Origin of the sequence: Avibacterium volantium (genome assembly GCF_049366555.1) — a bacterium.
GTDB classification, from domain to species: domain Bacteria; phylum Pseudomonadota; class Gammaproteobacteria; order Enterobacterales; family Pasteurellaceae; genus Avibacterium; species Avibacterium volantium_A.
The window spans coordinates 1-25,151 of sequence record NZ_JBMMGT010000024.1 but is presented as its reverse complement, the minus strand read 5'-3'; the positions used below and the strand labels follow the sequence as shown (position 1 = coordinate 25,151).

Here is a 25,151-nt window from a genome sequence, read left to right as displayed (position 1 = left end):
GAGGACACCGTGCAAGAACAACAAGGGCAACACACTCCACCAATGGATCCAACCTTAGAATGGTTTTTATCCCATTGCCATATCCATAAATACCCAACCAAAAGCTCAATTATTCACGCAGGTGAAAAAGCGGAAACCCTTTATTATCTCATCAAAGGCTCTGTAGCGATTTTGGTGAAAGATGAAGACGGCAAAGAAATGATCCTAACTTACCTAAATCAAGGGGATTTCTTCGGCGAAGCGGGATTATTTGAAGAAGGTCAGGAACGTTCCGCTTGGGTGAAAACGAAGACGACTTGTGAAGTGGCAGAAATTTCGTACAAAAAATTCCGTCAGCTTATTCAAGTAAATCCTGAAATTTTAATGTATTTATCAGGGCAGCTTGCACGTCGTTTACAAAATACATCAAGACAAGTGCGCAACCTTGCTTTCCTTGATGTTGCTGGTCGCATAGCACAAACCTTGCTAAATCTAGCAAAAATGCCTGACGCAATGACCCACCCTGAAGGAATGCAGATCAAAATTACACGACAAGAGATTGGTCAAATGGTCGGCTGTTCTCGTGAAACCGTAGGGCGAATTTTGAAAATGTTGGAAGATCAGCATCTTATTTCTGCTCACGGCAAAACCATTGTGGTTTATCATTCAAGATAAAAATATCTATTAACGAAAAGAGCGGTGGAAAATTTAGAAATTTTTCACCGCTCTTTGTTTTTTCACTTTCACCACTAGTGCTTGTTTCCAAAAGGTGGTTTGGCGAACCACACTACAATAAACAGCAACATAAACATTATGGCGGACAACCAAAAAATTTCATTGGCACCAATGATAAATCCTTGCGCGGTAATATTTTGTGCTAAGGACATTGATGTTTGTGTATCATTCAAACCAACTTGTGCCATTGTGTCGTAATAGGCTTGTGCATTGGGGTTATAAGGATTAATCGCTTCGGTAAATTGGGTGTGATGCACTGCTTCACGGTTATACCATAAAAAGGTGGTAAGCGATGTACCGATTGAACCTGCAAGGGTACGCAGAAAATTAAATAAACTTGATGCAGACGCCATTTTTTCTGGCGGTAAACCTGATAGCGTAATGGTGGTGAGCGGCATAAAAAAGCACGCTACGGCAATCCCTTGAATCAACTGCGGCAGAGCAACATCAGCAAAAGTCATCGCAGGTTCAAAGGTTACAGCGCGCCAATGGAAAGTTAGCGCATACACCATAAAACTGATTGTAACCAAAATACGCATATCAATTTTGTAGCCAAAACGTCCGATGATTGGCGAAAGCAAAATTGGGAATAAGCCCACTGGCGCAGCTGCAAGCCCTGCCCAAGTGGCGGTGTAGCCGTAGACTTGCTGTAACAATAATGGAATAAGCACCACTGAGCCAAGATAGATGAGAAAGGCAAGGCTAGTACACAAACAACCCACACTGAAATTGCGTGATTTGAACAGTGAAATATCCACCACAGGGTTCTCGTCCGTCAATTCCCAAATAATCAACGCAATTAAGGCAATGGCGGAAACGATTGTTAGCACCACGATTTCAGTGGAATTAAACCAATCCTGCTCGCGCCCTTGATCGAGCATTAATTGCAAACAGCCAACACCTACTACAAGTAAAATTAAGCCCATCATATCAATAGGTTGTTGGAAAGTTTTGGTTTCTCGCTTGCCTAAGATTTTCCAACTGAGAAAAATCACACATAGCCCAATCGGCACATTAATGAAGAAAATCCAGCCCCAGTGCAGGTTATCACTGATCCAACCGCCAAGAATCGGGCCAAAAATTGGTGCAACCACCACAGTCATAGACCAAAATGCCAGCGCCATACTACGTTTTGCAGGGGGATAATTATTAAGCAATAAACTTTGTGAAAGGGGAATAATCGGCCCTGCTGCTAGCCCTTGGAAGATGCGGCACAAAATCAACATTCCTAGGCTATGAGAAATGCCACATAGCCAAGAAGCCAGCACAAATAATCCTGTGGCGATTAAAAACAAGCGCACTTCGCCAAAGCGTTTAGCCAGCCAGCCTGTAATGGGAATAGATACCGCATTTGCCACGCCGAATGAAGTAATCACCCAAGTGCCTTGACTGAACGATGCACCCAAATCCCCTGCAATGGTGGGAATTGCCACATTAGCAATGGTGGAATCCAGCACTTGCATAAAGGTTGCCAAGGATAGGGCAATGGTCATCACCGCAAGGGCTGCGCCCTGAATCGGTTTTTGCATTTTATTCACCTGCATTGGCTTGAATAATTTGTTCGGCTAATTGATGTACAGGGCTTAAATCGTAATCTAGCACCTTGGTTTCATATAGCACTTGGTTTGGACGAGATTCACGCAGCACCTTACCTTGCGTGTCTGCCACATTCACTTCCACCGTAGCAGAAAGCCCTATGCGCAACGGATATTTTTCCACTTGTTCAGGATCGAGATCAATGCGTACTGGCACACGTTGCACCACTTTGATCCAGTTCCCTGTGGCGTTTTGTGCAGGTAAAAGAGAGAATGCACTGCCCGTTCCCATTGAAATGCCGCTGATTTTACCGTCAAACTTCACATCATCACCGTATAAATCAAAGACTAATTTCACAGGCTGACCAATACGCATTTTGCCGAGCTGGGTTTCTTTAAAGTTCGCGTCCACCCACATTTGTTGATTGGACACCACCGCCATTAACGGGCTGCCCACCGCGACTTTTTGCCCCACTTGCACATTACGGCGCGCCACATAACCATCAACAGGGCTGACAATTTGGCTGCGTTGTAAGTTCAACCAAGCAAGGGTTAAAGCACTCACCGCATTTTTCACTGCAGGCTGTTCCCGCAACGGCAAATCTTTTAATAAGGCTTGATTGGCAGCTAATTGATTTTGCGTGGCTTGCAGATCTGCTTGCGCCATATTCACCGCTTCTCTGGCGTGCTGTAAGGTTTCTTTATCAATAGATCCCGTTTTGGCTAATTGCTCACGACGTTGCAAATCACCTTTGGCTTTATTAAGTGCGGTGCTTTTTGCGTTCAAAATGGATTGTAATTGTTTCACCGTAAAACCTAACTGCTCAATTTGGCGCACGCTGCTGGCGAGATTATCTTGCGCCTGTTGGAAATGCAGTTTGAGATCCGTATCATCAAGTTGCAATAACACATCGCCTGCGTGGACAAAATCCATATCGTCCACATTAATTTTGCTCACATTGCCACTCACTTGTGCCGAAATCATCACTTGGTTGCCTGCTACATAGGCATCTTCCGTTTCTTCATAATTTCGCACAAAGAAAAACCAATACACTCCCGTGATAATCGCGATCAGCAACAAAATCGTAATGAAATAGCCAAGGGCTTTTTTACGTTTGGCTTTTGGCGAAGCCGGTTTTTTGTAGTCTGTTTGTTCGGTCATTTTATTTACCCATTAAAGATTTTCTAAATTGCTGAGCAGTTTGAGCAATAATTGTTTTAACTGCTGTTGTTCTTGCTTGTCTAACACGGAAAAAATGTCATCGACTTGTTGCCATTGATTTGGCAACAGTTGCTCCAAAAACTGTACACCTTGCGCCGTGAGTTTTAAGGAAAAAGCACGGCGATCGCCCGCTACTGCCGTGCGTTCTAACCATTCCCGCTTCACCAATTCATCAGCAATGCGTGTGGCATTGGTTTTAGAATAACCAAAAATCTCACTTAATTTGCTTGGCTGCAAAGAATGATTTGGCTGACAATACAACACGGCCAGCGCCATAAATAGGGTGTCATTGAGCTGATATTTTTTTAATAACTGATTGCGTCTTTCCACATAATGGCTGCTGTTGTGTAGCAACAAACGCGCCAGCAAAATTTGCTCCACAGGCATTGCGGGATTATTTTGCGCAGATTGACGAATTAACTTTTCTTGTTCTGAAAACGAAATCGGCATAGACATAATAATAACTAAGTAGAAAATAAACTGCGTAATAGTAACTTAGGTTACTATTTAAGTCAAAAAAAAATACCGCACTTATTTTCCTTGCATAAATAAAGTGCGGTGCTTTTTCTCAATGTTTTTGGCTTGCTTAGTTCAACCTGAATTTATCCTAAAAGATAAGTGAAAACGAGATTAATCCCTAATCCCCCCATAATTAACCAAATCCAAATGATCGCGCCTAATAATAGCGGTTTTGTTCCTGCTTGTTTGAGAGAGTTAATATTGGTGGTAAGTCCTAATGCCGCCATTACCATCATTAATAAAACACTATCAATCTGAACTAAAAAACTCACCACGGCTTGCGGTAATACATTGAAAGAATTAAAAATTGCTACGCCAATAAATAATAACGCAAAATAAGGAATCACAATTTTACCTTGTTGCTCCCCGCTTTCTTTGCGTAAAAAATAGGACAACGCAAGCAAAAGTGGCGCAAGCATCATCACACGCAACATTTTAGAAATCACCGCAGTATCCGCCACTTGTGAACCTATATTCGCGCCAGCTGCATATACTTGCGCTACTTCGTGAATTGTCGATCCAATATAAATACCAAACGCCTGATCAGGCAAATAGGCTTGCAAATAAGGATACAACACAGGGTAAAGAAACATACTCAGCGTGCCGAAAATCACGATCAACGCCACCGCAACGGATACTTTGTAAGATGGTGCTCTTACAATTGGCTCTGTCGCCATAATTGCCGCTGCCCCACAAATACTACAGCCTGCCGCCGTTAGTTGGACGATCTGACGATCGATTTTCAGCCATTTAATCCCCACCCAACAAGTAAGCAAAAAGGTTAAAATCAGCACGGTGGCATCGGCAAACAGCGCACTTAATCCCACTTGGCTAATATCCTGAAAGGTTAAACGAAAGCCAAACAACACAATACCGCAACGCAATAAAATTCCTTTCGCAAACAACACGCCAGCTTTCATTTGCGGCTCAATATAAGGGTAAAACGTATTACCGCCCAAAATCCCCAATACAATGGCTAAGGTCAAGGCGCTAATATGCCACTGCACCGCCAACTGAGTTTGCGCAACCCAGCTCGCCAGCACACTAATTAAAACAGTTAATAATAAACCGGGAATAAGGGGGAGGTGTTTCATTGGTTTCTCCATACAGCAAGGTTAGCGTTATACAGTAACGGATTTTTCTAAGAAGTAAATATCACAAGCAAATAAAAGTGCGGTCAAAAACTCACAAAAATCCCACCGCACTTAAATTATCCATTTTTGAATAGGGCTTGTGATGCTATAATCTTGCACTATTTTTGATCAGCAATTAGGAAAGAATATGATACGAATTGGGCACGGGTTTGATGTACACGCTTTTGGTGGCGAAGGGCCGATTATGATTGGCGGGGTGGCAGTGCCTTATGAGAAAGGTTTGCTAGCACATAGTGATGGTGATGTGGCATTGCACGCGTTGACAGATGCTCTATTGGGGGCGGTGGCATTGGGCGATATTGGTAAATTATTTCCTGATACCGATCCGCAATACAAAGGGGCGGATAGTAAAGTTTTGCTACAAGAGGCTTATCGCCAAGTGCAGCAAAAAGGATACAACGTTGGTAACGTGGACATTACGATCATTGCCCAAGCGCCGAAAATGCGTCCGCACATTGATGCGATGCGGGCTGCCATTGCTCAGGTTTTAGCTTGTAATTTGGAGCAAGTGAATGTGAAAGCCACCACCAGTGAGAAGCTCGGTTTTACAGGACGGGGCGAGGGCATTGCGTGCGAAGCGGTTGCCCTGTTGATTAAGGGGTAATCAATGCTGGAGCTGGCTTATTTGCAATCCCCGCCGACTCAACAAGTCCATTTGAAAGCAGAATGTGCGGATTTTATCGTTAAAGAAAATTTGGGCTATGAGATGACAGGCGAGGGGGAATTTGTTGCCCTGTATGTACGGAAAACCGATGCTAACACCCTTTTCGTGGGGGAAAAATTGGCAGAGTTTGCGGGCATTTCGCCGAGAAATATGAGTTATGCGGGGTTAAAAGATCGCAAAGCAGTTACGGAACAATGGTTCTGTTTGCATATGGCAGGCAAGCCCACGCCCGATTTCAGCCAATTCCATTTGGAGGGGGTAGAGATCCTCAAGGTTACCCGCCATAATCGCAAAATTCGTACAGGCAGCCTAGATGGCAATCATTTTGAGATTTTGCTACGCGGTGCAAGGGAAACAGCCGATCTTAAAGTGCGGTTAGAAAATTTAGCAAATTTTGGCTTTCCCAATTATTTCACCGAACAACGTTTCGGGCGTGATGGGCATAATCTCACCCAAGCAATGCGTTGGGCGCAAGGCGAAATTAAGGTGAAAGATCGCAAAAAACGTAGTTTTTACCTTTCTGCCGCACGCAGTGAAATTTTTAATTTAGTAGTGTCTGATCGCATTCAAGCACAGCTTACACAGCAAATTTTACTGGGCGATATTGTACAGCTCAATGGTTCGCACAGTTGGTTTCAAGTTGATGAAAATGAAGATTTAAACGCTTTAAAAGAGCGGTTAGAAAATCAAGATATTTTGCTCACCGCGCCTTTAGTTGGGGAAAGCATTCAGTCTGCCAATCCGCGCGAAATGACGATTGTGCAGCAACATCAAGATATTTTAAATTTAATGCAAAAAGAACGAATGAAACCAAGTCGCCGCCCGCTCTTAATGCAAGCACAGCATTTGCATTGGGAATTTTTACCCGAAGGGCTGAAACTGTCTTTTTCGCTCCCCGCGGGCAGCTATGCCACCGCGTTAGTTCGCGAATTAGTTACGCTTATTGAATAGGAAACACAATGAATATTTTACTCTCTAATGATGATGGCATTCACGCCGAAGGCATCAAAGCCCTTGCCAAAGAATTGCGTAAAATCGCACAAGTTACGGTGGTCGCCCCCGATCGCAATCGCAGTGCCGCCTCAAGCTCGCTCACTTTGGTTGAGCCTTTACGCCCAATGAAATTGGATAATGGCGATTATTGCATTAATGGCACGCCTGCCGATTGCGTGCATTTAGCCTTGAATGGTTTTCTGTCTGGGCAAGTGGATTTGGTGGTGTCTGGCATTAACGCAGGGGTGAATTTAGGTGATGATGTGCTGTATTCTGGCACGGTTGCAGCTGCCTTTGAAGGTCGTCATCTTGGCTTACCAGCGGTTGCGGTTTCCCTTGATGGTCGTCAACACTATGAAACGGCAGCCCGCATTGTATGTGAATTAATCCCGAAATTGCATAGTCAGCTATTAAAAAGCCGTGAAATTTTGAACATTAACGTGCCAGATTTGCCTTATGAAGAAATTAAAGGCATCAAAGTCTGTCATTTGGGTTATCGTGCGGCTGCCGCTGAGGTGATTAAACAGCAAGATCCCCGTGGCGACACAATCTATTGGATTGGCCCTGCAGGCTTGGCGGAATATGAGCAAGAAGGCACAGATTTTCACGCGGTGAGAAATGGCTATGTTTCCATTACGCCAATCCAAGCAGATATGACCGCTTATCACTCACTTCAATCTTTACAAGATTGGTTAAAAAGTGAATAATGCAATGTTTTACAACAGCTTGAGGATAGTCGATTGAAAATTTTTGGTACGCTGTACGATAAAGTGATGCAATGGTCAACCCACCGCTATGCAACGGGTTGGTTGATTTTTACTAGCTTTATTGAATCCATTTTTTTCCCTGTTCCGACCGATGTAATGTTGATCCCAATGGCGATTTCTCAGCCCAAACGTGCTGTGCGTTTTGGCGTTTATGCAGGCGTCGCTTCCGCAATTGGCGGGATTGTGGGCTACGCATTGGGCTATTATGCCTTTGATAGTATTCAGCATTATCTCGTTAGCCTTGGTTATCAAGCACAATTTGACACCCTGCTCAGTTGGTTTGAACGTTGGGGCATTATGGTGATGTTTCTTGCGGGCTTTACGCCGTTACCCTATAAACTTTTTACTATCTGTGCAGGTGTAATGAATATGGCATTTATGCCTTTTTTGCTCATTTCCCTCGTTTCACGGCTGGCAAGGTTTATCTTGGTGGCGAAATTATCCGCTTGGGGCGGGCAGAAATTTGCCCATCGGCTACGTCAATCCATTGAGTGGATTGGCTGGGCGGTGGTGCTTCTTGCTGTGATTATTTATTTCATTTTTAAATAAAAGTGCGGTCAAAAATGCAGAAATTTTTAATCTTATTTGCTTGCTTTTCTCTGTTAGGGGCTTGTTCATCAGAACCACAACAGCAAGATGAAAATGCCCTTCCACCGGGAATGATGCAGCCTGTGCTTAGCACTGGTGCAACGGAAGATGCCCAATGGCAACCGATTATTGAAAAACAACCTATGCCAGAATCAATGAATTAATAGAGGAACTCCAATGAAAAAATCATTTTTACTTTTACCTATTAGCGTAGCCGTGCTATCCGCTTGTTCATCGAGCGCACCAGCGCCTGTAGAAAGTGCTGATGGCGCATTACCACCAGGCACAATGCAGCCCGTAGATAGCAACGCAGGCAATACTTGGGAACCACAAATTCAACAACAAAGTATGCCTGCGACAATGACTGCACCAACGGCGCAACCAACTTATCAAGCGCCGCAGGTACAAACGCCACAAGTGCAACGACAAACAAATCAGGTGCAACAACAAACAAACCAAGTGGTTCAGCAAACTAAGAAAACTGCGACTAACACGCAAGCCAAAGTACAACAGGTTTCGCAAAATTTTGAGATTCCGCGTAATCCTAAAACCAATGCGCCAGATTACAGCAAAATCGACAAAGGCTTTTATAAAGGGAATACCTATAAAGTGCGAAAAGGCGATACGATGTTCTTAATCGCTTATATTTGTGGCATTGATGTCAAAGAGCTTGCGGCAATGAATAATATGTCTGAGCCTTACACCTTAAGCGTGGGACAAACCTTGAAAGTGTCTAACGAAACCGCACCAACTCCGGTGAAGACCACTAGCGCTGTAAAACCCGCTGAAAAACCAGCTAAACCTGTTGAGCCTGCGGTAACCTATACACCAGGCCCTAACGGCACACAATATGGCTCTGATGGCTCAATTATTGGCCCAGTCAAATCAAATACTGGCACACCAGCACAAGCCACTGCGCAAGCACCTGTAGCGGTAACCCCAACTGCACCAGTTGTGGCAAAACCAGTGCAAACTCAAGCACCAGCTGTATCAAATGTGGCGTGGCAATGGCCAACCAGTGGTAAAATCGTGCAAGGGTTCTCCACTTCAGATGGCGGTAATAAAGGGATCGACATCAGTGGTTCGCGTGGTCAAGCAGTTAATGCAGCCGCAGCGGGTCGTGTTGTTTATGCTGGAAATGCATTGCGCGGTTACGGAAATCTTATCATCATCAAACATAATGATGATTTCCTCAGTGCCTATGCGCATAACGAAAGCATTTTAGTAAAAGATCAGCAAGAAGTACGCGCTGGTCAGCAAATTGCCAAAATGGGCAGCTCTGGCACAAATAGCGTAAAACTTCACTTTGAAATTCGTTACAAAGGTAAATCTGTTGATCCTGTAAACTATTTACCAAGACGCTAAGATGAAAAAACCTATCACGTTATCCTTGCTCAGTACAGCCCTGATAATGGGCTGTACTTCCCCTTCGTCAATGCCTTTAGTAGGTGCAGACCGCGATGAAAGAGGCTGCATTCCTTCTGCGGGCTACACTTGGTCAGAACTCAAACAGCAATGCGTACAACCTTTTACCATTGCCGATATTCGTTTAACTGATCCTGAAAACCCAACCCTTGCGGTATATGTCATTCTTGCTGAAGAACAAGGTAAAGCAGAAGTTTTCTCAGCGAAGTTACTGCAAAATTTAATTTTAGATGCGGTAAAAGGTGGCTATGCGGCAAAAGATAAAAGCCTTTATTTAATCAAAACCCAAACAGGCTGGGAACTGAGAAAACCAACTGGTTATTAGAAAACGTAAAAATAAGTGCGGTGTAAAATCTCCGAATTTTCCACCGCACTTTGTTTTGTCTATTTGTAAATGATTACTTACTCGTTTTATAAATCGCCACAGCCTCTGGCATTAGGCGAAGTAGATTTTGTTGGCGATCTTTATCGCTTGGGTGAGTGGAAGAAAGTGCAGCAAGCACGCTTTGTGAGCCCGATGACGCTTTTTGCATTTTTTCCCATAATCTAGGCGCGGCTTCTGGGTTGTAGCCCGCTTTTGCCATTAATAATAAGCCTACTTCATCGGCTTCTGTTTCGGCACTGCGTGAATAAGGTTTATCGAGCGCCCAGTCTTTGGTTAAGCCTACCACTAAGCCACTGCCATCAGCGCCAATTTGGGTTGAAAGTGCAACGTGTGCAACCTGTGCGATCACTTCGGTAAATACGCCCATATTTACTTTTTTCTTACCGTGTTCTTTGAGTGCGTGCGCCATTTCGTGCCCCATTACGGTAGCGATTTCATCATCACTGAGCTGCAATTTATTCACTAATCCTGTATAAAATGCCATTTTTCCACCTGGCATTGCCCACGCGTTTAGCTCATCGGATTTAATTACCGTAATTTGCCAGTTGAACGGTTGCCCTGTGTGGTTTTCTTGATTCGCATAAGGGTACATTTTGTTAAAGACTTTATGAATGCGTTTTGCGGTGGTGGAAGTGGTATCCACTGCCCCTTGCTGTTGCGCTTGATTCACCGTTTGGCGGTAATTTGCCGCGGCTTGTTGGTTAATGCTCGCGGAATCCGCACAGGCGTTAAGCATTAATGCTAATACAGAAAGTGCGGTGATTTTTTTCAAGGTTTTTAACATTTTCACTCCTTAAGTTTACGCATAGAAAAATACCGCCCTACAAAAAGGCGGTATTAAAAGTAAAAGAAAAATTATTTTTTCGCACGCTCAAAGGATTCTAAAATCTCTTGACGGGCGGCTTCAACACCTTCCCAACCATCAACTTTCACCCATTTACCCGCTTCAAGGGCTTTGTAGCTTTCAAAGAAGTGTTGAATTTGTGCTTTTAATAACGCGGGTAAATCACCTACATCTTTAATGTGATCGTATTCTTTGCTTAATTTTGTGTGCGGCACAGCGATCACTTTCGCATCTTGGCCTGATTCGTCCGTCATTTTTAACACACCCACTGGACGACAACGGATCACAGAACCTGGTTGTAATGGATAAGGCGTTGGTACTAATACATCAACAGGATCGCCATCTAAAGATAAGGTGTGGTTAATGTAACCATAGTTCGCTGGGTAGAACATTGCGGTTGCCATAAAGCGATCAACGAATAATGTCCCTGTTTCTTTATCCACTTCATATTTGATTGGATCTGAATTAGCTGGGATTTCAATAACAACATAAATATCATCAGGAAGTTCTTTTCCTGCTGGAACGATTTCTAAACCCATTTGGTCTTTCCTTCTAGTTAATGAATGGTAATAAAACTCTTGAATTATAGCTTGATTTTTTTGCTTTTGCCAAGCTAAACGGGCAATTTAGCCATTGTATTTTTATTTTGTACTATTATAATAGTTCATCGATACCAATATTAAACTTTAGGTGAATTTATGAAAAAAAATCCTTCCTTATTCGGCGGTGCAATGATTATCGCTGGCGGCACCATTGGTGCAGGAATGTTGGCAAACCCTATTGCCACTTCTGGCGTGTGGTTTATCGGCTCTATTTTGATCCTTTGCTACACTTGGTTTTGTATGACCACATCGGGCTTAATGCTACTTGAAGCCAACTTGCATTATCCCACTGGCGCAAGTTTTGACACTATCGTTAAAGATTTGCTCGGCAAAGGCTGGAACGTGATTAATGGGCTGTCCGTTGCCTTTGTGTTGTACATTCTCACCTATGCCTATATCACCTCTGGCGGTGGTTTAACGGAAAGTTTTCTGAATCAATTAGTTAGCAGCGAACAAAGTGCGGTGGAAATTGGACGTGTTTCTGGCTCGCTGATTTTCTGTGCGGTACTCGCCTTTTTCGTGTGGTTTTCCACCAAAGCCGTGGATCGCTTTAGTACCGTTTTAATCGCGGGAATGGTAGTCGCCTTTTTGCTTTCTGTAACCAATTTATTGGGAATGGTAAACACCGATATTTTGCTTGATAGCCTAGCCACAGAAGATAGCCAATATCTACCATTCGCTCTTGCTGCTTTACCAGTTTGTTTGGTGTCTTTCGGTTTCCATCAAAATGTGCCGAGCTTAGTGAAATATTATGATCGTGATAGCAGCAAAGTGACCAAATCTATTATTTATGGCACATTTATCGCATTAATCATCTATATGCTATGGCAGCTTGCCATTCAGGGTAATTTGCCGCGTAATGAATTTATCCCAGTGATTCAAAAAGGCGGTGACATTGCAGCATTACTTGAAGCCTTGAATAGCCAAATCCAAACGAATTTTGTGGGCTTAATGTTGCGTTTCTTTGCTTATATGGCGATTGCCAGCTCATTCCTTGGCGTAACCCTTGGTTTATTTGATTACATTGCGGATTTATTCAAATTCGACAACAGCAGCGCGGGCAGAACAAAAACCGCATTAATCACCTTCTTACCGCCGTTGATTTTAAGCCTGCTTTTCCCTTATGGCTTTGTGATCGCCATTGGCTACGCAGGACTTGCAGCGACCATTTGGGCGGTGATTATTCCCGCGCTTCTTGCCAAAGCTTGCCGCGCGAAATATCCAAATCAAACCTACCAAGTTTATGGTGGCAACGGAATGATTTACTTCGTTATCCTGTTCGGTCTACTCAATATCTTTATTCAACTGGCTGATCTCTTTGGCTTGTTACCAGTATTTGGCAGATAAACCTAAATCGCTTAAAATAGGCTTAAATTTCAACCATTAGCACGGGAAACCGTGCTAATTTTTTCGCATAACAATAATGAAAACCTCCGTTTACGATAAAGAAAGCTTTTTTGAGCTTTACCAAAAATTACGTCAAAATCCTATTAGCCTGAATGAAATTGTGGAAAAACCCACAATGCTAAGTTTACTGCCTGATTTAACAGGCAAAAAGCTGCTCGATCTGGGTTGTGGAATGGGTGAGCATTTGCAACTTTATTTGCAAAAAGGCGCAGCATTTGTGGTGGGAATGGATTTATCTCAAGCAATGTTGCAGCAGGCGGCAAAAAATCTCGCCGAAAAACAACCGCACTTTGCGTTACATCAGCTTGCAATGGAACAGCTGAATACCTTGCCTGATGACAATTTTGATGTAATTACCAGCTCTTTCGCCTTTCATTATGTGCAGGATTTTCCCCAGCTTCTCGCGGATATTTATGCCAAGCTCAACACTAACGGTACGCTTATTTTTTCACAAGAACACCCCATTGTAACGTGCTATCAAGGTGGCGAGCGTTGGGAAAAAGATCACCATAAACAACAGCTTGCTTATCGTTTAAATTATTATCGTGATGAAGGGGAACGGGATCGAAATTGGTTTAAACAGCCTTTTAAAACCTATCACCGCACCTTGTCCACTATTGTCAACGATCTCATCAATGGAGGCTTTCAAGTGGAAAAAATGCTTGAACCAATGCTAGCGGATCAGCCACAATGGCAGCAAGAATTTAAAGATTTACAACATCGCCCCGTGCTGCTGTTTATTAAAGCGAAAAAAAGCTAAAAATTTGCTTGCATAAAAAAATTTTTTGCGTAAATTAATAAGCAATCAATTTTGGAGAAACTCAAATGAATTTTAATTGCAATACTCATCACCACCATCACCCTGAATAATCTTTCGGGCGATGGCGATTGCTTGGAAGATAAGACTTCCGAGTGAGTACTGCAAATCACAACCCTAAAAACCTCTCGGAAGCCAACTTTCGAGAGGTTTTTTTATAGCTTAATTTTAATAACATTAATAAAGGAAAAACAAATGGCAAACACAACAAGATTACGCATTGCGTTACAAAAAAAAGGTCGCCTAAGCAAAGACTGTGCGGAGTTGCTGAAACAATGCGGGGTAAAAATTAACTGGAACGAACAGCGTTTGATCGCTTATGCGGAAAATATGCCCATTGAAATTTTGCGTGTGCGTGATGACGATATTCCAGGTCTAGTTTTTGATGGCGTGGTGGATCTCGGCATTATTGGCGAAAACGTGTTGGAAGAGGAAGAACTCGGTCGCCTTGCTACAGGCGAAAGCGTAGCTTACAAGAAATTACGTACCTTAGATTTCGGTGGCTGTCGTTTATCCTTAGCCATTGATCGCGATCGGGCTTACAACGGCGTGCAAGACTTTGCCAACTCTCGCATTGCCACCTCCTATCCCAATTTATTAAAACGCTATATGGCGGAGCAAGGCGTGCCATTCAAAAGCACCTTATTGAACGGCTCGGTGGAAGTCGCCCCCTCTGCGGGCTTAGCCGATGCCATTTGCGATTTGGTGTCATCAGGGGCAACTCTTGAAGCCAATGGCTTAAAAGAAGTAGAAGTGATTTATCGCTCGACAGCGTGCTTAATTCAGCGTCAAGAGCCATTAAGCGATGAAAAACAAGCCCTTGTGGATAGGCTCTTAACCCGCATTCAAGGCATTCAACAAGCAGGTGAATCCAAATACATTATGCTACACGCACCGAAAGCCCAACTGGAAACCATTATTTCCCTGCTTCCTGGGGTGGAAAACCCAACCATTTTGCCTCTCGCTCACGATGAAAGCAAAGTGGCACTGCACGCAGTGAGCCAAGAAACCTTATTCTGGGAAACAATGGAAGAATTGAAAGCACAGGGTGCAAGCTCGGTTTTAGTGCTACCCATTGAAAAAATGCTCGCTTAAAGTGCGGTGAAATTTTGCAACAAATTTTAAGGAAGAACACAATGCAAACCCTAATCTGGAAAAACTTAACCCAACAAGAAAAACAACAAGCCTTAATGCGACCTGCCATTTCGGCAGCACAGTCCATTAAAGACGCTGTGGACGCCATTCGTGAAAAAGTGCAAGGTGAAGGCGATAAGGCGTTATTTGAATTAGGCGAAAAATTCGACAAGGTCAAACTAGACAGCCTCGTTATCTCGCAAGCGGAAATTCAAGCGGCAGCGGCTCGCTTACCCGATGAATTAAAAACCGCCATTCAAAATGCCAAAACCAACATTGAACGCTTTCACCAAGCACAAATCCCCCAAGCGGTGGACATTGAAACCCAAGCGGGCGTGCGTTGCCAAGTGGTAACTCGCCCGATTAATCGGGTGGGCTTGTATATCCCCGGTGGCTCTGCCCCACTTTTTTCCACCGTCTTAATGCTTGCTATTCCAGCCAAAATTGCAGGCTGTAAAAAAATCGTACTTTGCTCTCCGCCACCTATCGCTGATGCGATTTTATATGCGGCAGATCTCTGCGGGGTCGAAACCATTTACCCTGTTGGCGGCGCACAAGCTATCGTCGCAATGGCATTCGGCACAGAAACCGTTGCTAAAGTGGATAAAATCTTCGGCCCCGGCAATGCGTTCGTTACCGAAGCCAAGCGTCAAGTGAGCCAAGCGGTGAATGGTGCGACGATCGATATGCAAGCGGGTCCGTCCGAAGTATTGGTGTTAGCTGATGAAAATGCCGATCCCGATTTTGTGGCTAGTGATTTGCTTTCCCAAGCAGAACATGGGGCGGACAGCCAAGTGATTTTGGTTACCCCAAGTGAAACCTTAGCCAAAAACACCGCACTTGCTATTGAACGCCAACTGGCAATGCTCCCGCGTGCAGAAACCGCTCGCCAAGCCCTCAGCCACAGCCGTATTTTTATCGCCGAAAACTTGAGCCAAGCCATTGAAATCAGCAATGAATATGCACCAGAACATTTGGTCGTTCAAGTGGAAAATGCACGTGGCATATTGGATCAACTCGATAATGCTGGATCGATCTTCCTTGGTGCATACAGCCCTGAAAGTATGGGAGACTACGCCAGTGGCACCAACCACGTTCTGCCCACCTATGGCTACACTCGTACCACGTCCAGTTTAGGCTTAGCGGATTTTAGTAAACGAATGACCGTGCAAGAACTCAGCCCACAAGGCTTCCAAGATCTCGCACCAACAGTGATCCAAATGGCCACCGCCGAACAGCTCGATGCCCATAAAAATGCCGTGTTAGTGCGGTTGGAAAAGTTGCAAAAGAAAAATAGCTAACGAGTTGTTGCAAAAAATGCAACATCTCAAAACTGCGGTCAAAAAACAAAAATTTTTAGAGAGAACAAAAATGACAATCACAACATTATCACGCAAAAATATTCAAGCCTTAACCCCTTACCAATCGGCGCGCCGTTTGGGGGGCAAAGGCGATGTGTGGCTTAATGCCAATGAATACCCGCTTTCCCCTGATTTGAATTTACAGCAGCGCCAATTTAATCGTTACCCTGAAGCGCAGCCTGAAAAACTGGTGAATGCTTATGCTGCTTATGCGGGGGTAGCACCTGAAAATGTACTTGTTACACGTGGGGGCGATGAAGGCATTGAGCTGATTATTCGTGCCTTTTGCGAAGCGAACGATCAGGTGCTTTATTGTCCGCCAACTTATGGAATGTATGCCGTGAGCGCAGAAACCTGCGGTATCACAGCAAAAACCGTGCCATTAACGGCAGATTTTCAGTTAGATTTAGCCAATATTGCAAATAATCTTGCCAAGGTGAAAGTGATTTTCGTTTGCAGCCCAAATAACCCCACTGGTAATCTTTTACGCCGTGCGGATTTAATCCAATTATTAGAAATGACCAAAAACCGTGCAATCGTAGTAGTGGACGAAGCCTATATTGAGTTTTGCCCTGAAAGCACGATGGTGCAAATGATAGCAAACTACCCACATCTTGCCATCATTCGCACCCTTTCCAAGGCCTTTGCTTTGGCTGGGTTACGTTGCGGTTTTACGCTTGCCAATCAAGAGCTTATCGGCGTATTACAAAAAGTTATCGCCCCTTATCCAATTCCCGTGCCGGTTTCGGATCTTGCCACGCAAGCCTTGTTTGCACAGGGTTTGAACGAAATGCAAAATAATGTCGCGCAAGTAAAAGCTCAACGCCAATGGCTAATTGAACAATTACAACGCTTACCACAAGTACAAGATATTTTCCCGAGCGAAGCCAATTATATTTTAGTGAAATTTAAAAATGGTAACGCCATATTTCAAACACTTTGGGAACAAGGCATTATTTTACGCAATCAAAATAATGCCTTAGGGCTAGAAAATTGTATCCGAATTACCGTGGGAACGGCCGAGGAAAATTTACAGGTGGTTGAGGCGATTAGCTCGCAAAAATAATGAAAAAAAAACCACCGCACTTATTTATTACAAATAAAAGGAAAACCAAAATGACACAGCAATCAATCTTATTTATCGACCGTGATGGCACATTAATTGACGAACCGAAAACCGATTTTCAAATTGATCGTTTAGAGAAATTAAAATTTGAAAAAAATGTGATTCCTGCACTATTAAAATTGAAAAAGAAATATCGTTTTGTGATGGTTTCAAATCAAGATGGCTTAGGCACAGATTCCTTTCCTAAAGAAGATTTTGATAAACCGCATAATGCAATGCTTGATCTTTTCCGTTCACAAGGCATTGAATTTGATGATATTTTAATTTGTCCGCACAAGCCTGAAGACAACTGTCAATGTCGTAAACCCAAAACGAAATTACTGAAAAAATATATTGAAAAGCAGTTATTTGATCCTGCCACCAGCTTTGTAATTGGCGATCGCGCTACCGATGTGCAACTGGCAGAAAACTTAGGCATTCAAGCCCTGCAATATCACCCAGAAAAACTCAATTGGGATCTGATTGCCGAAAAACTGTTGAACGAGCCTGTAACCAATATTGGCGAGCGCCAACCGCGCTATGCTGAAGTGGTACGCAAAACCAAGGAAACCGACATTAAAGTGCAAGTTTGGCTAGATGAAACAGGCGTAAATGAAATTCAAACAGGCGTGGGATTTTTCGATCATATGCTTGATCAAATTGCCACCCACGGCGGTTTTAGAATGAACGTAAACTGCAAAGGGGATTTACACATTGACGAACACCACACCGTGGAAGACACCGCACTTGCGCTCGGCACGGCGTTGAAACAAGTCATTGGCGACAAACGCGGCATTGCACGCTTTGGTTTCGTGTTACCAATGGACGAATGCAAAGCAGAATGTGCGTTGGATCTTTCAGGGCGTCCTTATTTCAAATTCAAAGCCAAATTTAAACGAGAAAAAGTAGGCGATTTCAGCACGGAAATGACGGAACATTTTTTCCAATCCCTTGCATTTACAATGCTCGCCACCTTACACTTAAAAACCAGTGGCGATAACGATCACCACAAAATCGAAAGCCTGTTTAAAGTGTTCGGACGCACCTTAAGACAAGCCATTCGTATTGAAGGCAATGAAATGCCGAGTAGTAAGGGTCTTCTTTAATTATTATGGATAAAATTGCGACCGCACTGCGGACGTAATTGAATACCGTTTATTACTAGTAAGAAATCGAAAATTTTGAACAAAAACAACAAGAAAGCTAGGAAATTCAGAAAACAATGCAAACCATTACTATCATCAACACAGGCTGTGCTAATCTTTCTTCAGTGAAATTTGCGTTTGAGCGTTTGGGCTATCAGGCGGAAATTACGGACAATCACACCACAATTCAGCAAGCGGAAAAACTGGTTTTACCCGGTGTTGGTACGGCACTGGCGGCAATGCAAAGTATGCAAGCTCGCCAATTAACGGACATTTTAACCCAGCTCAGCCAGCCCGTTTTAGGCATTTGTTTGGGAATGCAATTAATGACCGATTATTCAGCGGAGGGTGAGATCAGCACGCTCAAACTCATTCAGGGAAAGACGGAATTATTGCCAAACAAAGGCTTGCCGCTACCGCATATGGGCTGGAATAAGGTACATTATCAGGATCACCACCCGCTATTTGAGCATATTCCGCAAGACAGCTATTTCTATTTTGTGCATAGTTATGCCGTATTGCCGAATGAAAATACCATTGCCACTAGCGATTATGGCGTGCCATTTTCTGCGGCGATTGCAAGAAATAACTTCTACGGCGTGCAATTTCACCCCGAGCGTTCAGGCAAGGTGGGCGAGCAATTATTGCGGAATTTTATGGAAAATCTGTAATGAATAAAATCAAAAGGGCGGTGAAAAATCTGCTCATTTTTGCCTTATTATTTGGCGCGATCTCTTTCGCAATGGATTATTGGCAGCGACCTAATACCCCAGAAAATGCTTTGCAACAGACTTTGCTTGCATTGAATGAGGAAAGCGTTCAGTTAGCTAAGCTCAGCAAAGAGAAACCTGTCCTACTCTACTTTTGGGGCAGTTGGTGCAGCATTTGCTCGCTCACTTCGCCAAGCATTGCAAGCCTTGCCAACGATGGCGTGCAAGTGGTGAGCGTGGCTTTAAAATCAGGCAATGATCAAGCGGTACAAGACTACCTACAGCAACACCAATATGATTTTTTGACCGTAAATGATCCAAAAGGGACGCTTTCCGCCCAATGGCAAATTCAGGTTACGCCAAGTATTATCATTATTAAAAACGGTAAAATCGTTCACACTACCACAGGCTTAAGCAGCCCATGGGGCTTGAAATTACGTTTATGGCTTAGTTAATAAAAACAAAAGAGAACACAACAATGAAAAAAACATCACAAATTATCCCCGCACTTGATCTGATTGATGGCAAGGTCGTGCGCTTATACCAAGGGGATTACGCACAGCAAACACAATACAGCGACAACCCCATTGCACAATTTCAACATTATTTATCGCAAGGGGCGAAGCAGTTGCATTTGGTGGATTTAACCGGCGCGAAAGATCCAAGCCAACGCCAAACTAAACTTATTGGCGAAATCATTGCCACCACGCAAGCTCATATTCAAGTGGGCGGGGGCATTCGCACAGAGCAAGATGTGGCGGATCTATTGCGTGTTGGGGCAAACCGTGTGGTCATTGGATCAACGGCGGTTAAGCAGCCTGAAATGGTGAAGCAATGGTTTCAAAAATACGGTGCGGAAAAATTCGTTTTAGCCTTAGATATTCATATCGTGGACGGTGAAAAACGCATCGCCATTCACGGCTGGCAAGAAACCAGTCCGCTGACCTTAGAGCAAGTGATTGACGATTTCCGCCAAGTGGGCTTACAACACGTTTTATGCACCGATATTTCTCGTGATGGCACATTGCAAGGCTCAAATGTCGCCTTATACCAAGAAATTTGCGCTGCTTTTCCGAAGATTGAATTTCAATCTTCAGGCGGCATTGGCTCGTTGGCAGACATTGCTGCGTTAAAAAACACGGGCGTGGCTGGCGTGATTGTGGGTCGTGCGTTACTAGAAGGAAAATTTGACGTGGCGGAGGCAATTCAATGTTGGCAAAACGCATAATTCCTTGCTTAGATGTTCGTGATGGACAGGTGGTGAAAGGCGTACAATTTCGCAATCACGAAATTATTGGCGATATTGTTCCCTTGGCGAAACGCTATGCGGAAGAAGGCGCAGACGAACTGGTGTTTTACGACATCACCGCCTCATCAGATGGGCGCACAGTGGATAAAAGCTGGGTGGAACGTGTAGCGAAAGAGATCAATATTCCGTTTTGTGTGGCGGGTGGAATCAAGACCATTGCGGATGCCGAGCAAATTTTTACCTTTGGCGCAGATAAAATTTCGATAAATTCCCCCGCACTTGCCGATCCCGAGTTAATCTCTCGCTTAGCGGATCGCTTTGGCGTGCAAGCGATTGTGGTGGGGATCGACACTTGGTATGATGCCGAACAAGATAAATATTGGGTCAATCAATACACTGGTGATGAAAAACGCACCCGCCAGACCCACTGGCAAACCCTGGATTGGGTGCAAGAAGTGCAAAAACGCGGCGCGGGCGAGATCGTGCTGAATATGATGAACCAAGACGGTGTGCGCCAAGGCTATGATTTAGTGCAGCTTAAAAAAGTGCGTGATGTGTGCAACGTGCCACTCATTGCTTCAGGCGGCGCAGGCGAAATGGCCCATTTCCGCGATGCCTTTATTGAAGCCAAAGTGGACGGTGCGCTGGCAGCGAGTGTGTTTCATAAGCGGATTATTGATATTGGCGAATTAAAACGTTATTTACGCAATGAGAATATTGAAGTGAGATGTGAGGAATAAAATGGCAAATCAAGTATTAACGAATAAAATCAACTGGCAAAAAGTAGGTGGTTTGCTGCCTGTTATTGTGCAAAATGCCCGCACTTGTGAAGTGTTAATGTTGGGCTATATGAATACGGAAGCCCTTGAGAAAACGCTTGCAGAACAACGTGTTACTTTTTATTCACGCACAAAACAACGCTTATGGACAAAGGGGGAAAGCTCGGGGCATTTCCTCAATGTGGTGGATATAAGTTTGGATTGTGATAACGATACGCTATTAATCCTTGCCGATCCTATCGGTGAAACCTGTCATACAGGGGAAGAAAGTTGCTTCCACCAATTTGAAAATAAAAACGAGCCTGATTGGATCTTTTTTAGCAAATTAGAACGCTTGATTGCTAGCCGTAAAGGGGCTAATCCTGAAAGTTCTTACACCGCACATCTCTATGCACGAGGCACAAAACGCATTGCACAGAAAGTGGGGGAAGAAGGCGTGGAAACTGCGCTGGCGGCAACCGTGAAAGATCGCGAAGAAACCATTTGCGAGGCGGCGGATTTGGCTTATCACTTAACCGTGTTATTGCAAGATGCCGACTTGAGCTGGGCGGATATTATCGCTAAGCTGAAAGAACGTCATCAAAAATAAGTCTAAAAAATGGATTTTGAACGTTATCGTGAATTACTCGCTCGCCCTGATTGGCAAACATCAGGGCATTTTGCTGCGCCTGAAATTGCCCAATGGGTGCAACATCAAGGCTCGCTCACGCAGAAATTACAGCAAGCCTGCCAGCAACTTCGCGTAGAAGTGATTCATCAAGGCTGGCAAGAAAATTTAAGCGAAAAAATTTCGCCAAAAAGCACCGCACTTGAGAAAATTTGGTTACGCGAAGTATTGCTGAAAGGCGATGGCACGCCGTGGATTTTTGCGCAAACGACACTTCCTCAAACCACCGTGCAGAATGTGGCGCAATATGTGCTTCAACTGGGTGAACAGCCCATTGGTTTGTGGTTATTTAAACAACCTATGCAGCGTGTTTCGCTATATTGGCGGCAAGATCCTGAAACGGGGCTTTATGCGCGCTATTCTGATTTTGATCTCAAAGGGTATCCTTTACAAATCAAAGAGTTATTTCTCGCAGATTTCCGTTTTCCAACTTGATCTTTCCTTTATATTAAAAAAATCAGTGAAAACGCACCGCACTTTTTTTCACTGATTTTGCATAATTTCGCTGTTCATTTTCGTTACTTTGATTTAGAATTTGTCGATTTTATTTTTACGGGTCGAAATAAGGGGTTACAGATGAAAATTGTTGAAGTCAAACATCCATTAGTCAAACACAAACTCGGTTTAATGCGTGCCGCTGATGTTAGCACCAAAGATTTCCGTGAATTAGCCACGGAAGTGGGTAGCTTGCTTACTTATGAAGCAACGGCAGATTTAGAAACGGAAAAAGTCATCATTGACGGCTGGTGCGGCCCTGTGGAAGTGGATCGCATTAAAGGTAAGAAAGTAACCGTTGTGCCAATTCTGCGTGCAGGTCTAGGAATGATGGACGGCGTGTTAGAGCATATCCCAAGTGCGAGAATTAGCGTGGTGGGTATGTACCGTGATGAAGAAACCCTTCAACCTGTGCCTTACTTCCAAAAATTAGCCAGTGATTTAGAAGAACGCTTAGCAATCGTGGTAGATCCAATGCTGGCAACAGGCGGTTCGATGATTGCAACCATTGATTTGTTAAAAGAAAAAGGCTGTAATCAAATTAAAGTTTTAGTGCTAGTGGCTGCTCCTGAAGGGATTGCGGCGTTAGAAAAAGCGCACCCAGATGTGGAATTATATACCGCTTCTATCGATCAAAAATTAAATGAGCAAGGCTACATTATCCCGGGCTTGGGTGATGCAGGCGATAAGATTTTTGGCACAAAATAACCTTTTTTAGAAACGGCATTTATGCCGTTTTTTTCCGCGCGTTTTATGCAAATAAAGCGTTTTTTTAAAGTTAATTCAGACAGAGAGTTGAAACTTAAAATGACAAAAACCAATCCAAATGCACCTGTCGAGGTGGAAAGTAAAGCGAAGCAAGCTTTTGTCGGCTTGCAAATGTTGTTTGTGGCCTTTGGTGCGTTAGTGCTTGTGCCGTTAATTACCGGGCTAGATGCCAACACCGCCTTATTAACCGCTGGCGTGGGAACATTGCTGTTCCAATTATGCACGGGAAAACAAGTGCCAATTTTTCTGGCATCTTCTTTTGCTTTCATCGCACCAATCCAATATGGCGTTACCACTTGGGGCATTGCGGTAACCATGGGCGGACTTGCCTGCACGGGCTTAGTGTATTTTACACTGAGCACCTTAGTTAAATTAAGAGGTGCCGAAGCGCTGCAAAAAGTGTTTCCTCCTGTGGTGGTTGGCCCTGTGATCATTATTATCGGTATGGGTTTAGCACCTGTGGCGGTGGATATGGCATTGGGCAAAAATTCTGCCTATGAATACAATGATGCAGTGCTTGTTTCAATGGTTACCTTGCTGACTACCCTTTCTGTTGCGGTGTTCGCGAAAGGCATTATGAAATTAATCCCGATTATGTTTGGGATCACCGCAGGTTATGTGCTGTGCTTATTTTTAGGCTTAATCAATTTCCAACCTGTACTAGACGCACCTTGGTTCAGTCTGCCAAATATCACCACACCAGAATTTAAACTGGAAGCGATTTTATATCTTTTACCTATCGCCATTGCTCCTGCGGTTGAACACGTTGGCGGGATTATGGCGATTAGCTCGGTAACAGGTAAAGATTTTCTAAAAAAACCAGGATTACACCGCACTTTGTTGGGTGATGGCGCGGCAACCACTGCGGCTTCATTATTAGGTGGCCCACCAAATACCACTTATGCCGAAGTAACAGGCGCGGTGATGCTCACCCGCAACTTCAATCCAAATATTATGACTTGGGCAGCTGTATGGGCGATTGCCATTTCTTTCTGTGGAAAAGTGGGCGCATTCCTTTCCACCATTCCAACTATCGTGATGGGCGGTATTATGATGTTGGTGTTCGGCTCGATTGCTGTTGTGGGAATGAGTACCTTAATCCGTGGCAAAGTTGATGTTACCGAAGCGCGCAATCTGTGCATTATTTCCGTGGTGATGACCTTTGGTATCGGTGGAATGTTCGTGAACTTCGGCGAAATTTCACTAAAAGGCATTAGTTTATGTGCGGTTGTGGCGATTATTCTTAACTTGATTTTACCGAAAGCGAAAGATCAGGTAGAAATTCAAGAATAAAATTCCACCAAATTCAACGCAGAAAATAGGGGTAGGCTTTATTTATCCCTATTTTTTTTGTATATTCTTACCGCACTTTAGTTTACGAACACATTGGTTATTAGATTTGCAGTTACCGCTTCCCATTCATCAAATTGATGAAGAAACCCTTGAGAATTTTTATGCCGACAATAATTTATTGTTGCTGGACTCCTTGCATAAAAATTTTGCTGATCCGAAACAGCAGTTTTTCTACGTTTGGGGATCGGAAAGTAGCGGAAAAACGCACTTGCTAAAAGCCTGCTCAAATGAATTTTTAGTGCAGCAACGCCCTTCTATTTATGTGCCATTGAGCAAATCGCAATATTTCTCCCCTGAAGTGCTGGAAAATTTAGAACAGCAAGATTTGGTTTGCCTAGATGATATTCAATCGGTAATCGGCAATGATGAATGGGAACTGGCCATTTTTGACCTGATTAACCGTATGCGCGAACAAGGACGAGGCATTTTGCTCATCAGTGCTAATCAATCGCCAAATGCACTGCCAGTGAAATTGCCTGACTTACGATCTCGCTTGTCTTGGGGAGAAAGTTACCAGCTTGCGCCTTTAGATGACGAGCAGAAAATCAAGGTGCTGCAACAAAAAGCCCATTCCCGTGGCATTGAACTGCCTGATGAAACCGCTAACTTTCTGCTTAAACGCCTTGATCGCGATATGCACACCCTATTCCAAGCGTTGGCAGATTTAGACAAAGCGTCTTTACAGGCGCAACGTAAACTCACCATTCCTTTCGTGAAAGAGATTTTGCAGCTATAAAAAAGGGAAGTAA

General features: G+C 43.8%; 29 protein-coding genes and 1 other annotated feature. Of the genes, 23 read left to right on the top strand and 6 right to left on the bottom strand.

All coding sequences use genetic code 11. The annotated features are described in order from the left end of the window. Positions 1-9 precede the first annotated feature (9 nt). Complete coding sequence (gene crp, locus ACLS0A_RS08420; RefSeq protein ID WP_103853887.1) at positions 10-654, top strand: cAMP-activated global transcriptional regulator CRP; 645 nt, start codon at positions 10-12, stop codon at positions 652-654. Positions 655-728: 74 nt separating this feature from the next. On the opposite strand, the gene ACLS0A_RS08415 is transcribed toward crp, so the two are convergent. The 4 genes from ACLS0A_RS08415 to ACLS0A_RS08400 form a co-directional block, all read right to left on the bottom strand. Further along, positions 729-2,243, bottom strand: a complete 1,515-nt coding sequence (locus tag ACLS0A_RS08415; protein ID WP_416083074.1) for a DHA2 family efflux MFS transporter permease subunit — start codon at positions 2,241-2,243, stop codon at positions 729-731. A 1-nt stretch (position 2,244) separates the two neighbouring features. Beyond that, positions 2,245-3,411: an EmrA/EmrK family multidrug efflux transporter periplasmic adaptor subunit gene (locus tag ACLS0A_RS08410; RefSeq protein WP_416083073.1), complete on the bottom strand. Its 1,167-nt coding sequence runs from the start codon at positions 3,409-3,411 to the stop codon at positions 2,245-2,247. A 12-nt stretch (positions 3,412-3,423) separates the two neighbouring features. After that, entirely contained in the window at positions 3,424-3,927 is a 504-nt protein-coding gene (mprA, locus tag ACLS0A_RS08405; protein ID WP_416083072.1) for a transcriptional repressor MprA, read from the bottom strand. A gap of 146 nt (positions 3,928-4,073) precedes the next feature. Then, positions 4,074-5,084, bottom strand: a complete 1,011-nt coding sequence (locus ACLS0A_RS08400) for a YeiH family protein (protein WP_416083071.1) — start codon at positions 5,082-5,084, stop codon at positions 4,074-4,076. A 187-nt stretch (positions 5,085-5,271) separates the two neighbouring features. Here ACLS0A_RS08400 and ispF point away from each other — a divergent pair, with 187 nt between their 5' ends. The 7 genes from ispF to ACLS0A_RS08365 are packed head-to-tail and all read left to right on the top strand — an operon-like array spanning position 5,272 to position 9,906. Further along, a complete protein-coding gene (ispF, locus tag ACLS0A_RS08395; RefSeq protein WP_416083070.1) occupies positions 5,272-5,748 on the top strand; it encodes a 2-C-methyl-D-erythritol 2,4-cyclodiphosphate synthase in 477 nt (158 codons plus the stop codon). A gap of 3 nt (positions 5,749-5,751) precedes the next feature. Then, positions 5,752-6,759, top strand: coding sequence for a tRNA pseudouridine(13) synthase TruD (gene truD, locus ACLS0A_RS08390; RefSeq protein WP_416083069.1), 1,008 nt, complete (start codon positions 5,752-5,754; stop codon positions 6,757-6,759). Positions 6,760-6,767: 8 nt separating this feature from the next. Further along, a complete protein-coding gene (surE, locus tag ACLS0A_RS08385) occupies positions 6,768-7,508 on the top strand; it encodes a 5'/3'-nucleotidase SurE (protein ID WP_416083068.1) in 741 nt (246 codons plus the stop codon). Positions 7,509-7,541: 33 nt separating this feature from the next. Further along, the gene (locus ACLS0A_RS08380; protein WP_416083067.1) at positions 7,542-8,117 is read left to right on the top strand and encodes a YqaA family protein; all 576 of its coding nucleotides are present in this window, start codon (positions 7,542-7,544) and stop codon (positions 8,115-8,117) included. Positions 8,118-8,131: 14 nt separating this feature from the next. Next, a complete protein-coding gene (locus tag ACLS0A_RS08375; RefSeq protein ID WP_115248990.1) occupies positions 8,132-8,320 on the top strand; it encodes a hypothetical protein in 189 nt (62 codons plus the stop codon). Between the two features lie 13 nt (positions 8,321-8,333). Beyond that, a complete protein-coding gene (nlpD, locus tag ACLS0A_RS08370; RefSeq protein WP_416083066.1) occupies positions 8,334-9,521 on the top strand; it encodes a murein hydrolase activator NlpD in 1,188 nt (395 codons plus the stop codon). A gap of 1 nt (position 9,522) precedes the next feature. Then, complete coding sequence (locus tag ACLS0A_RS08365; protein WP_416083065.1) at positions 9,523-9,906, top strand: hypothetical protein; 384 nt, start codon at positions 9,523-9,525, stop codon at positions 9,904-9,906. Between the two features lie 73 nt (positions 9,907-9,979). Here the strand turns inward: ACLS0A_RS08365 and ACLS0A_RS08360 are convergent, their stop codons facing one another. After that, positions 9,980-10,750, bottom strand: coding sequence for a M48 family metallopeptidase (locus tag ACLS0A_RS08360; RefSeq protein ID WP_416083064.1), 771 nt, complete (start codon positions 10,748-10,750; stop codon positions 9,980-9,982). 71 nt (positions 10,751-10,821) lie between these two features. Continuing rightward, positions 10,822-11,349: an inorganic diphosphatase gene (gene ppa / locus ACLS0A_RS08355; RefSeq protein WP_103854223.1), complete on the bottom strand. Its 528-nt coding sequence runs from the start codon at positions 11,347-11,349 to the stop codon at positions 10,822-10,824. 159 nt (positions 11,350-11,508) lie between these two features. Here ppa and ACLS0A_RS08350 point away from each other — a divergent pair, with 159 nt between their 5' ends. The 15 genes from ACLS0A_RS08350 to hda all read left to right on the top strand — a co-directional run bounded on the left by ACLS0A_RS08350 (position 11,509) and on the right by hda (position 25,138). Beyond that, positions 11,509-12,759 carry an aromatic amino acid transporter gene (locus tag ACLS0A_RS08350; RefSeq protein ID WP_416083063.1) on the top strand — a complete coding sequence of 417 codons (1,251 nt, stop codon included), beginning with the start codon at positions 11,509-11,511 and terminating at the stop codon, positions 12,757-12,759. 76 nt (positions 12,760-12,835) lie between these two features. Further along, a complete protein-coding gene (locus ACLS0A_RS08345; RefSeq protein WP_416083062.1) occupies positions 12,836-13,579 on the top strand; it encodes a class I SAM-dependent methyltransferase in 744 nt (247 codons plus the stop codon). Positions 13,580-13,664: 85 nt separating this feature from the next. After that, positions 13,665-13,794, top strand: a sequence feature (His leader region). 37 nt (positions 13,795-13,831) lie between these two features. Further along, positions 13,832-14,731: an ATP phosphoribosyltransferase gene (hisG, locus tag ACLS0A_RS08340; protein ID WP_110479096.1), complete on the top strand. Its 900-nt coding sequence runs from the start codon at positions 13,832-13,834 to the stop codon at positions 14,729-14,731. Positions 14,732-14,772: 41 nt separating this feature from the next. Further along, on the top strand, positions 14,773-16,071 hold the full coding sequence (gene hisD, locus ACLS0A_RS08335; protein WP_416083061.1) for a histidinol dehydrogenase: 1,299 nt from the start codon (positions 14,773-14,775) through the stop codon (positions 16,069-16,071). A 70-nt stretch (positions 16,072-16,141) separates the two neighbouring features. Next, positions 16,142-17,197, top strand: a complete 1,056-nt coding sequence (gene hisC, locus ACLS0A_RS08330; RefSeq protein WP_416083060.1) for a histidinol-phosphate transaminase — start codon at positions 16,142-16,144, stop codon at positions 17,195-17,197. A 50-nt stretch (positions 17,198-17,247) separates the two neighbouring features. Beyond that, positions 17,248-18,342 (top strand): bifunctional histidinol-phosphatase/imidazoleglycerol-phosphate dehydratase HisB, encoded by a 1,095-nt coding sequence (gene hisB, locus ACLS0A_RS08325; RefSeq protein ID WP_416083059.1) that lies wholly within the window; start codon positions 17,248-17,250, stop codon positions 18,340-18,342. Positions 18,343-18,458: 116 nt separating this feature from the next. Further along, positions 18,459-19,052, top strand: a complete 594-nt coding sequence (hisH, locus tag ACLS0A_RS08320; protein WP_416083058.1) for an imidazole glycerol phosphate synthase subunit HisH — start codon at positions 18,459-18,461, stop codon at positions 19,050-19,052. Next, positions 19,052-19,546 carry a protein disulfide oxidoreductase gene (locus ACLS0A_RS08315; protein ID WP_416083057.1) on the top strand — a complete coding sequence of 165 codons (495 nt, stop codon included), beginning with the start codon at positions 19,052-19,054 and terminating at the stop codon, positions 19,544-19,546. The genes hisH and ACLS0A_RS08315 overlap by 1 nt, the downstream gene beginning before the upstream one ends. A 23-nt stretch (positions 19,547-19,569) precedes the next feature. Beyond that, entirely contained in the window at positions 19,570-20,319 is a 750-nt protein-coding gene (gene hisA / locus ACLS0A_RS08310) for a 1-(5-phosphoribosyl)-5-[(5-phosphoribosylamino)methylideneamino]imidazole-4-carboxamide isomerase (RefSeq protein WP_416083056.1), read from the top strand. Next, positions 20,301-21,080, top strand: coding sequence for an imidazole glycerol phosphate synthase subunit HisF (gene hisF, locus ACLS0A_RS08305; protein WP_416083055.1), 780 nt, complete (start codon positions 20,301-20,303; stop codon positions 21,078-21,080). Before hisA ends, hisF begins: the two co-directional genes overlap by 19 nt. 1 nt (position 21,081) lies before the next feature. After that, positions 21,082-21,708 carry a bifunctional phosphoribosyl-AMP cyclohydrolase/phosphoribosyl-ATP diphosphatase HisIE gene (gene hisIE / locus ACLS0A_RS08300; RefSeq protein WP_416083054.1) on the top strand — a complete coding sequence of 209 codons (627 nt, stop codon included), beginning with the start codon at positions 21,082-21,084 and terminating at the stop codon, positions 21,706-21,708. 9 nt (positions 21,709-21,717) lie between these two features. Then, positions 21,718-22,221 carry a chorismate--pyruvate lyase family protein gene (locus tag ACLS0A_RS08295; protein ID WP_416083053.1) on the top strand — a complete coding sequence of 168 codons (504 nt, stop codon included), beginning with the start codon at positions 21,718-21,720 and terminating at the stop codon, positions 22,219-22,221. A gap of 141 nt (positions 22,222-22,362) precedes the next feature. Continuing rightward, entirely contained in the window at positions 22,363-22,989 is a 627-nt protein-coding gene (upp, locus tag ACLS0A_RS08290; RefSeq protein WP_103854208.1) for a uracil phosphoribosyltransferase, read from the top strand. Between the two features lie 99 nt (positions 22,990-23,088). Next, complete coding sequence (locus ACLS0A_RS08285) at positions 23,089-24,342, top strand: nucleobase:cation symporter-2 family protein (RefSeq protein ID WP_416083052.1); 1,254 nt, start codon at positions 23,089-23,091, stop codon at positions 24,340-24,342. A 106-nt stretch (positions 24,343-24,448) separates the two neighbouring features. Continuing rightward, complete coding sequence (gene hda, locus ACLS0A_RS08280) at positions 24,449-25,138, top strand: DnaA regulatory inactivator Hda (protein ID WP_338418674.1); 690 nt, start codon at positions 24,449-24,451, stop codon at positions 25,136-25,138. Positions 25,139-25,151 lie beyond the last annotated feature (13 nt).

Coding starts and splice junctions, on each gene's coding strand:
- ACLS0A_RS08415 (WP_416083074.1), bottom strand. CDS start 2,243: ATGCAAAAACCGATTCAGGGCGCAGCCCTTGCGGTGATGACCATTGCC.
- ACLS0A_RS08410 (WP_416083073.1), bottom strand. CDS start 3,411: ATGACCGAACAAACAGACTACAAAAAACCGGCTTCGCCAAAAGCCAAA.
- mprA (WP_416083072.1), bottom strand. CDS start 3,927: ATGTCTATGCCGATTTCGTTTTCAGAACAAGAAAAGTTAATTCGTCAA.
- ACLS0A_RS08400 (WP_416083071.1), bottom strand. CDS start 5,084: ATGAAACACCTCCCCCTTATTCCCGGTTTATTATTAACTGTTTTAATT.
- ispF (WP_416083070.1), top strand. CDS start 5,272: ATGATACGAATTGGGCACGGGTTTGATGTACACGCTTTTGGTGGCGAA.
- truD (WP_416083069.1), top strand. CDS start 5,752: ATGCTGGAGCTGGCTTATTTGCAATCCCCGCCGACTCAACAAGTCCAT.
- surE (WP_416083068.1), top strand. CDS start 6,768: ATGAATATTTTACTCTCTAATGATGATGGCATTCACGCCGAAGGCATC.
- ACLS0A_RS08375 (WP_115248990.1), top strand. CDS start 8,132: ATGCAGAAATTTTTAATCTTATTTGCTTGCTTTTCTCTGTTAGGGGCT.
- nlpD (WP_416083066.1), top strand. CDS start 8,334: ATGAAAAAATCATTTTTACTTTTACCTATTAGCGTAGCCGTGCTATCC.
- ACLS0A_RS08365 (WP_416083065.1), top strand. CDS start 9,523: ATGAAAAAACCTATCACGTTATCCTTGCTCAGTACAGCCCTGATAATG.
- ACLS0A_RS08360 (WP_416083064.1), bottom strand. CDS start 10,750: ATGTTAAAAACCTTGAAAAAAATCACCGCACTTTCTGTATTAGCATTA.
- ppa (WP_103854223.1), bottom strand. CDS start 11,349: ATGGGTTTAGAAATCGTTCCAGCAGGAAAAGAACTTCCTGATGATATT.
- ACLS0A_RS08350 (WP_416083063.1), top strand. CDS start 11,509: ATGAAAAAAAATCCTTCCTTATTCGGCGGTGCAATGATTATCGCTGGC.
- ACLS0A_RS08345 (WP_416083062.1), top strand. CDS start 12,836: ATGAAAACCTCCGTTTACGATAAAGAAAGCTTTTTTGAGCTTTACCAA.
- hisG (WP_110479096.1), top strand. CDS start 13,832: ATGGCAAACACAACAAGATTACGCATTGCGTTACAAAAAAAAGGTCGC.
- hisD (WP_416083061.1), top strand. CDS start 14,773: ATGCAAACCCTAATCTGGAAAAACTTAACCCAACAAGAAAAACAACAA.
- hisC (WP_416083060.1), top strand. CDS start 16,142: ATGACAATCACAACATTATCACGCAAAAATATTCAAGCCTTAACCCCT.
- hisB (WP_416083059.1), top strand. CDS start 17,248: ATGACACAGCAATCAATCTTATTTATCGACCGTGATGGCACATTAATT.
- hisH (WP_416083058.1), top strand. CDS start 18,459: ATGCAAACCATTACTATCATCAACACAGGCTGTGCTAATCTTTCTTCA.
- ACLS0A_RS08315 (WP_416083057.1), top strand. CDS start 19,052: ATGAATAAAATCAAAAGGGCGGTGAAAAATCTGCTCATTTTTGCCTTA.
- hisA (WP_416083056.1), top strand. CDS start 19,570: ATGAAAAAAACATCACAAATTATCCCCGCACTTGATCTGATTGATGGC.
- hisF (WP_416083055.1), top strand. CDS start 20,301: ATGTTGGCAAAACGCATAATTCCTTGCTTAGATGTTCGTGATGGACAG.
- hisIE (WP_416083054.1), top strand. CDS start 21,082: ATGGCAAATCAAGTATTAACGAATAAAATCAACTGGCAAAAAGTAGGT.
- ACLS0A_RS08295 (WP_416083053.1), top strand. CDS start 21,718: ATGGATTTTGAACGTTATCGTGAATTACTCGCTCGCCCTGATTGGCAA.
- upp (WP_103854208.1), top strand. CDS start 22,363: ATGAAAATTGTTGAAGTCAAACATCCATTAGTCAAACACAAACTCGGT.
- ACLS0A_RS08285 (WP_416083052.1), top strand. CDS start 23,089: ATGACAAAAACCAATCCAAATGCACCTGTCGAGGTGGAAAGTAAAGCG.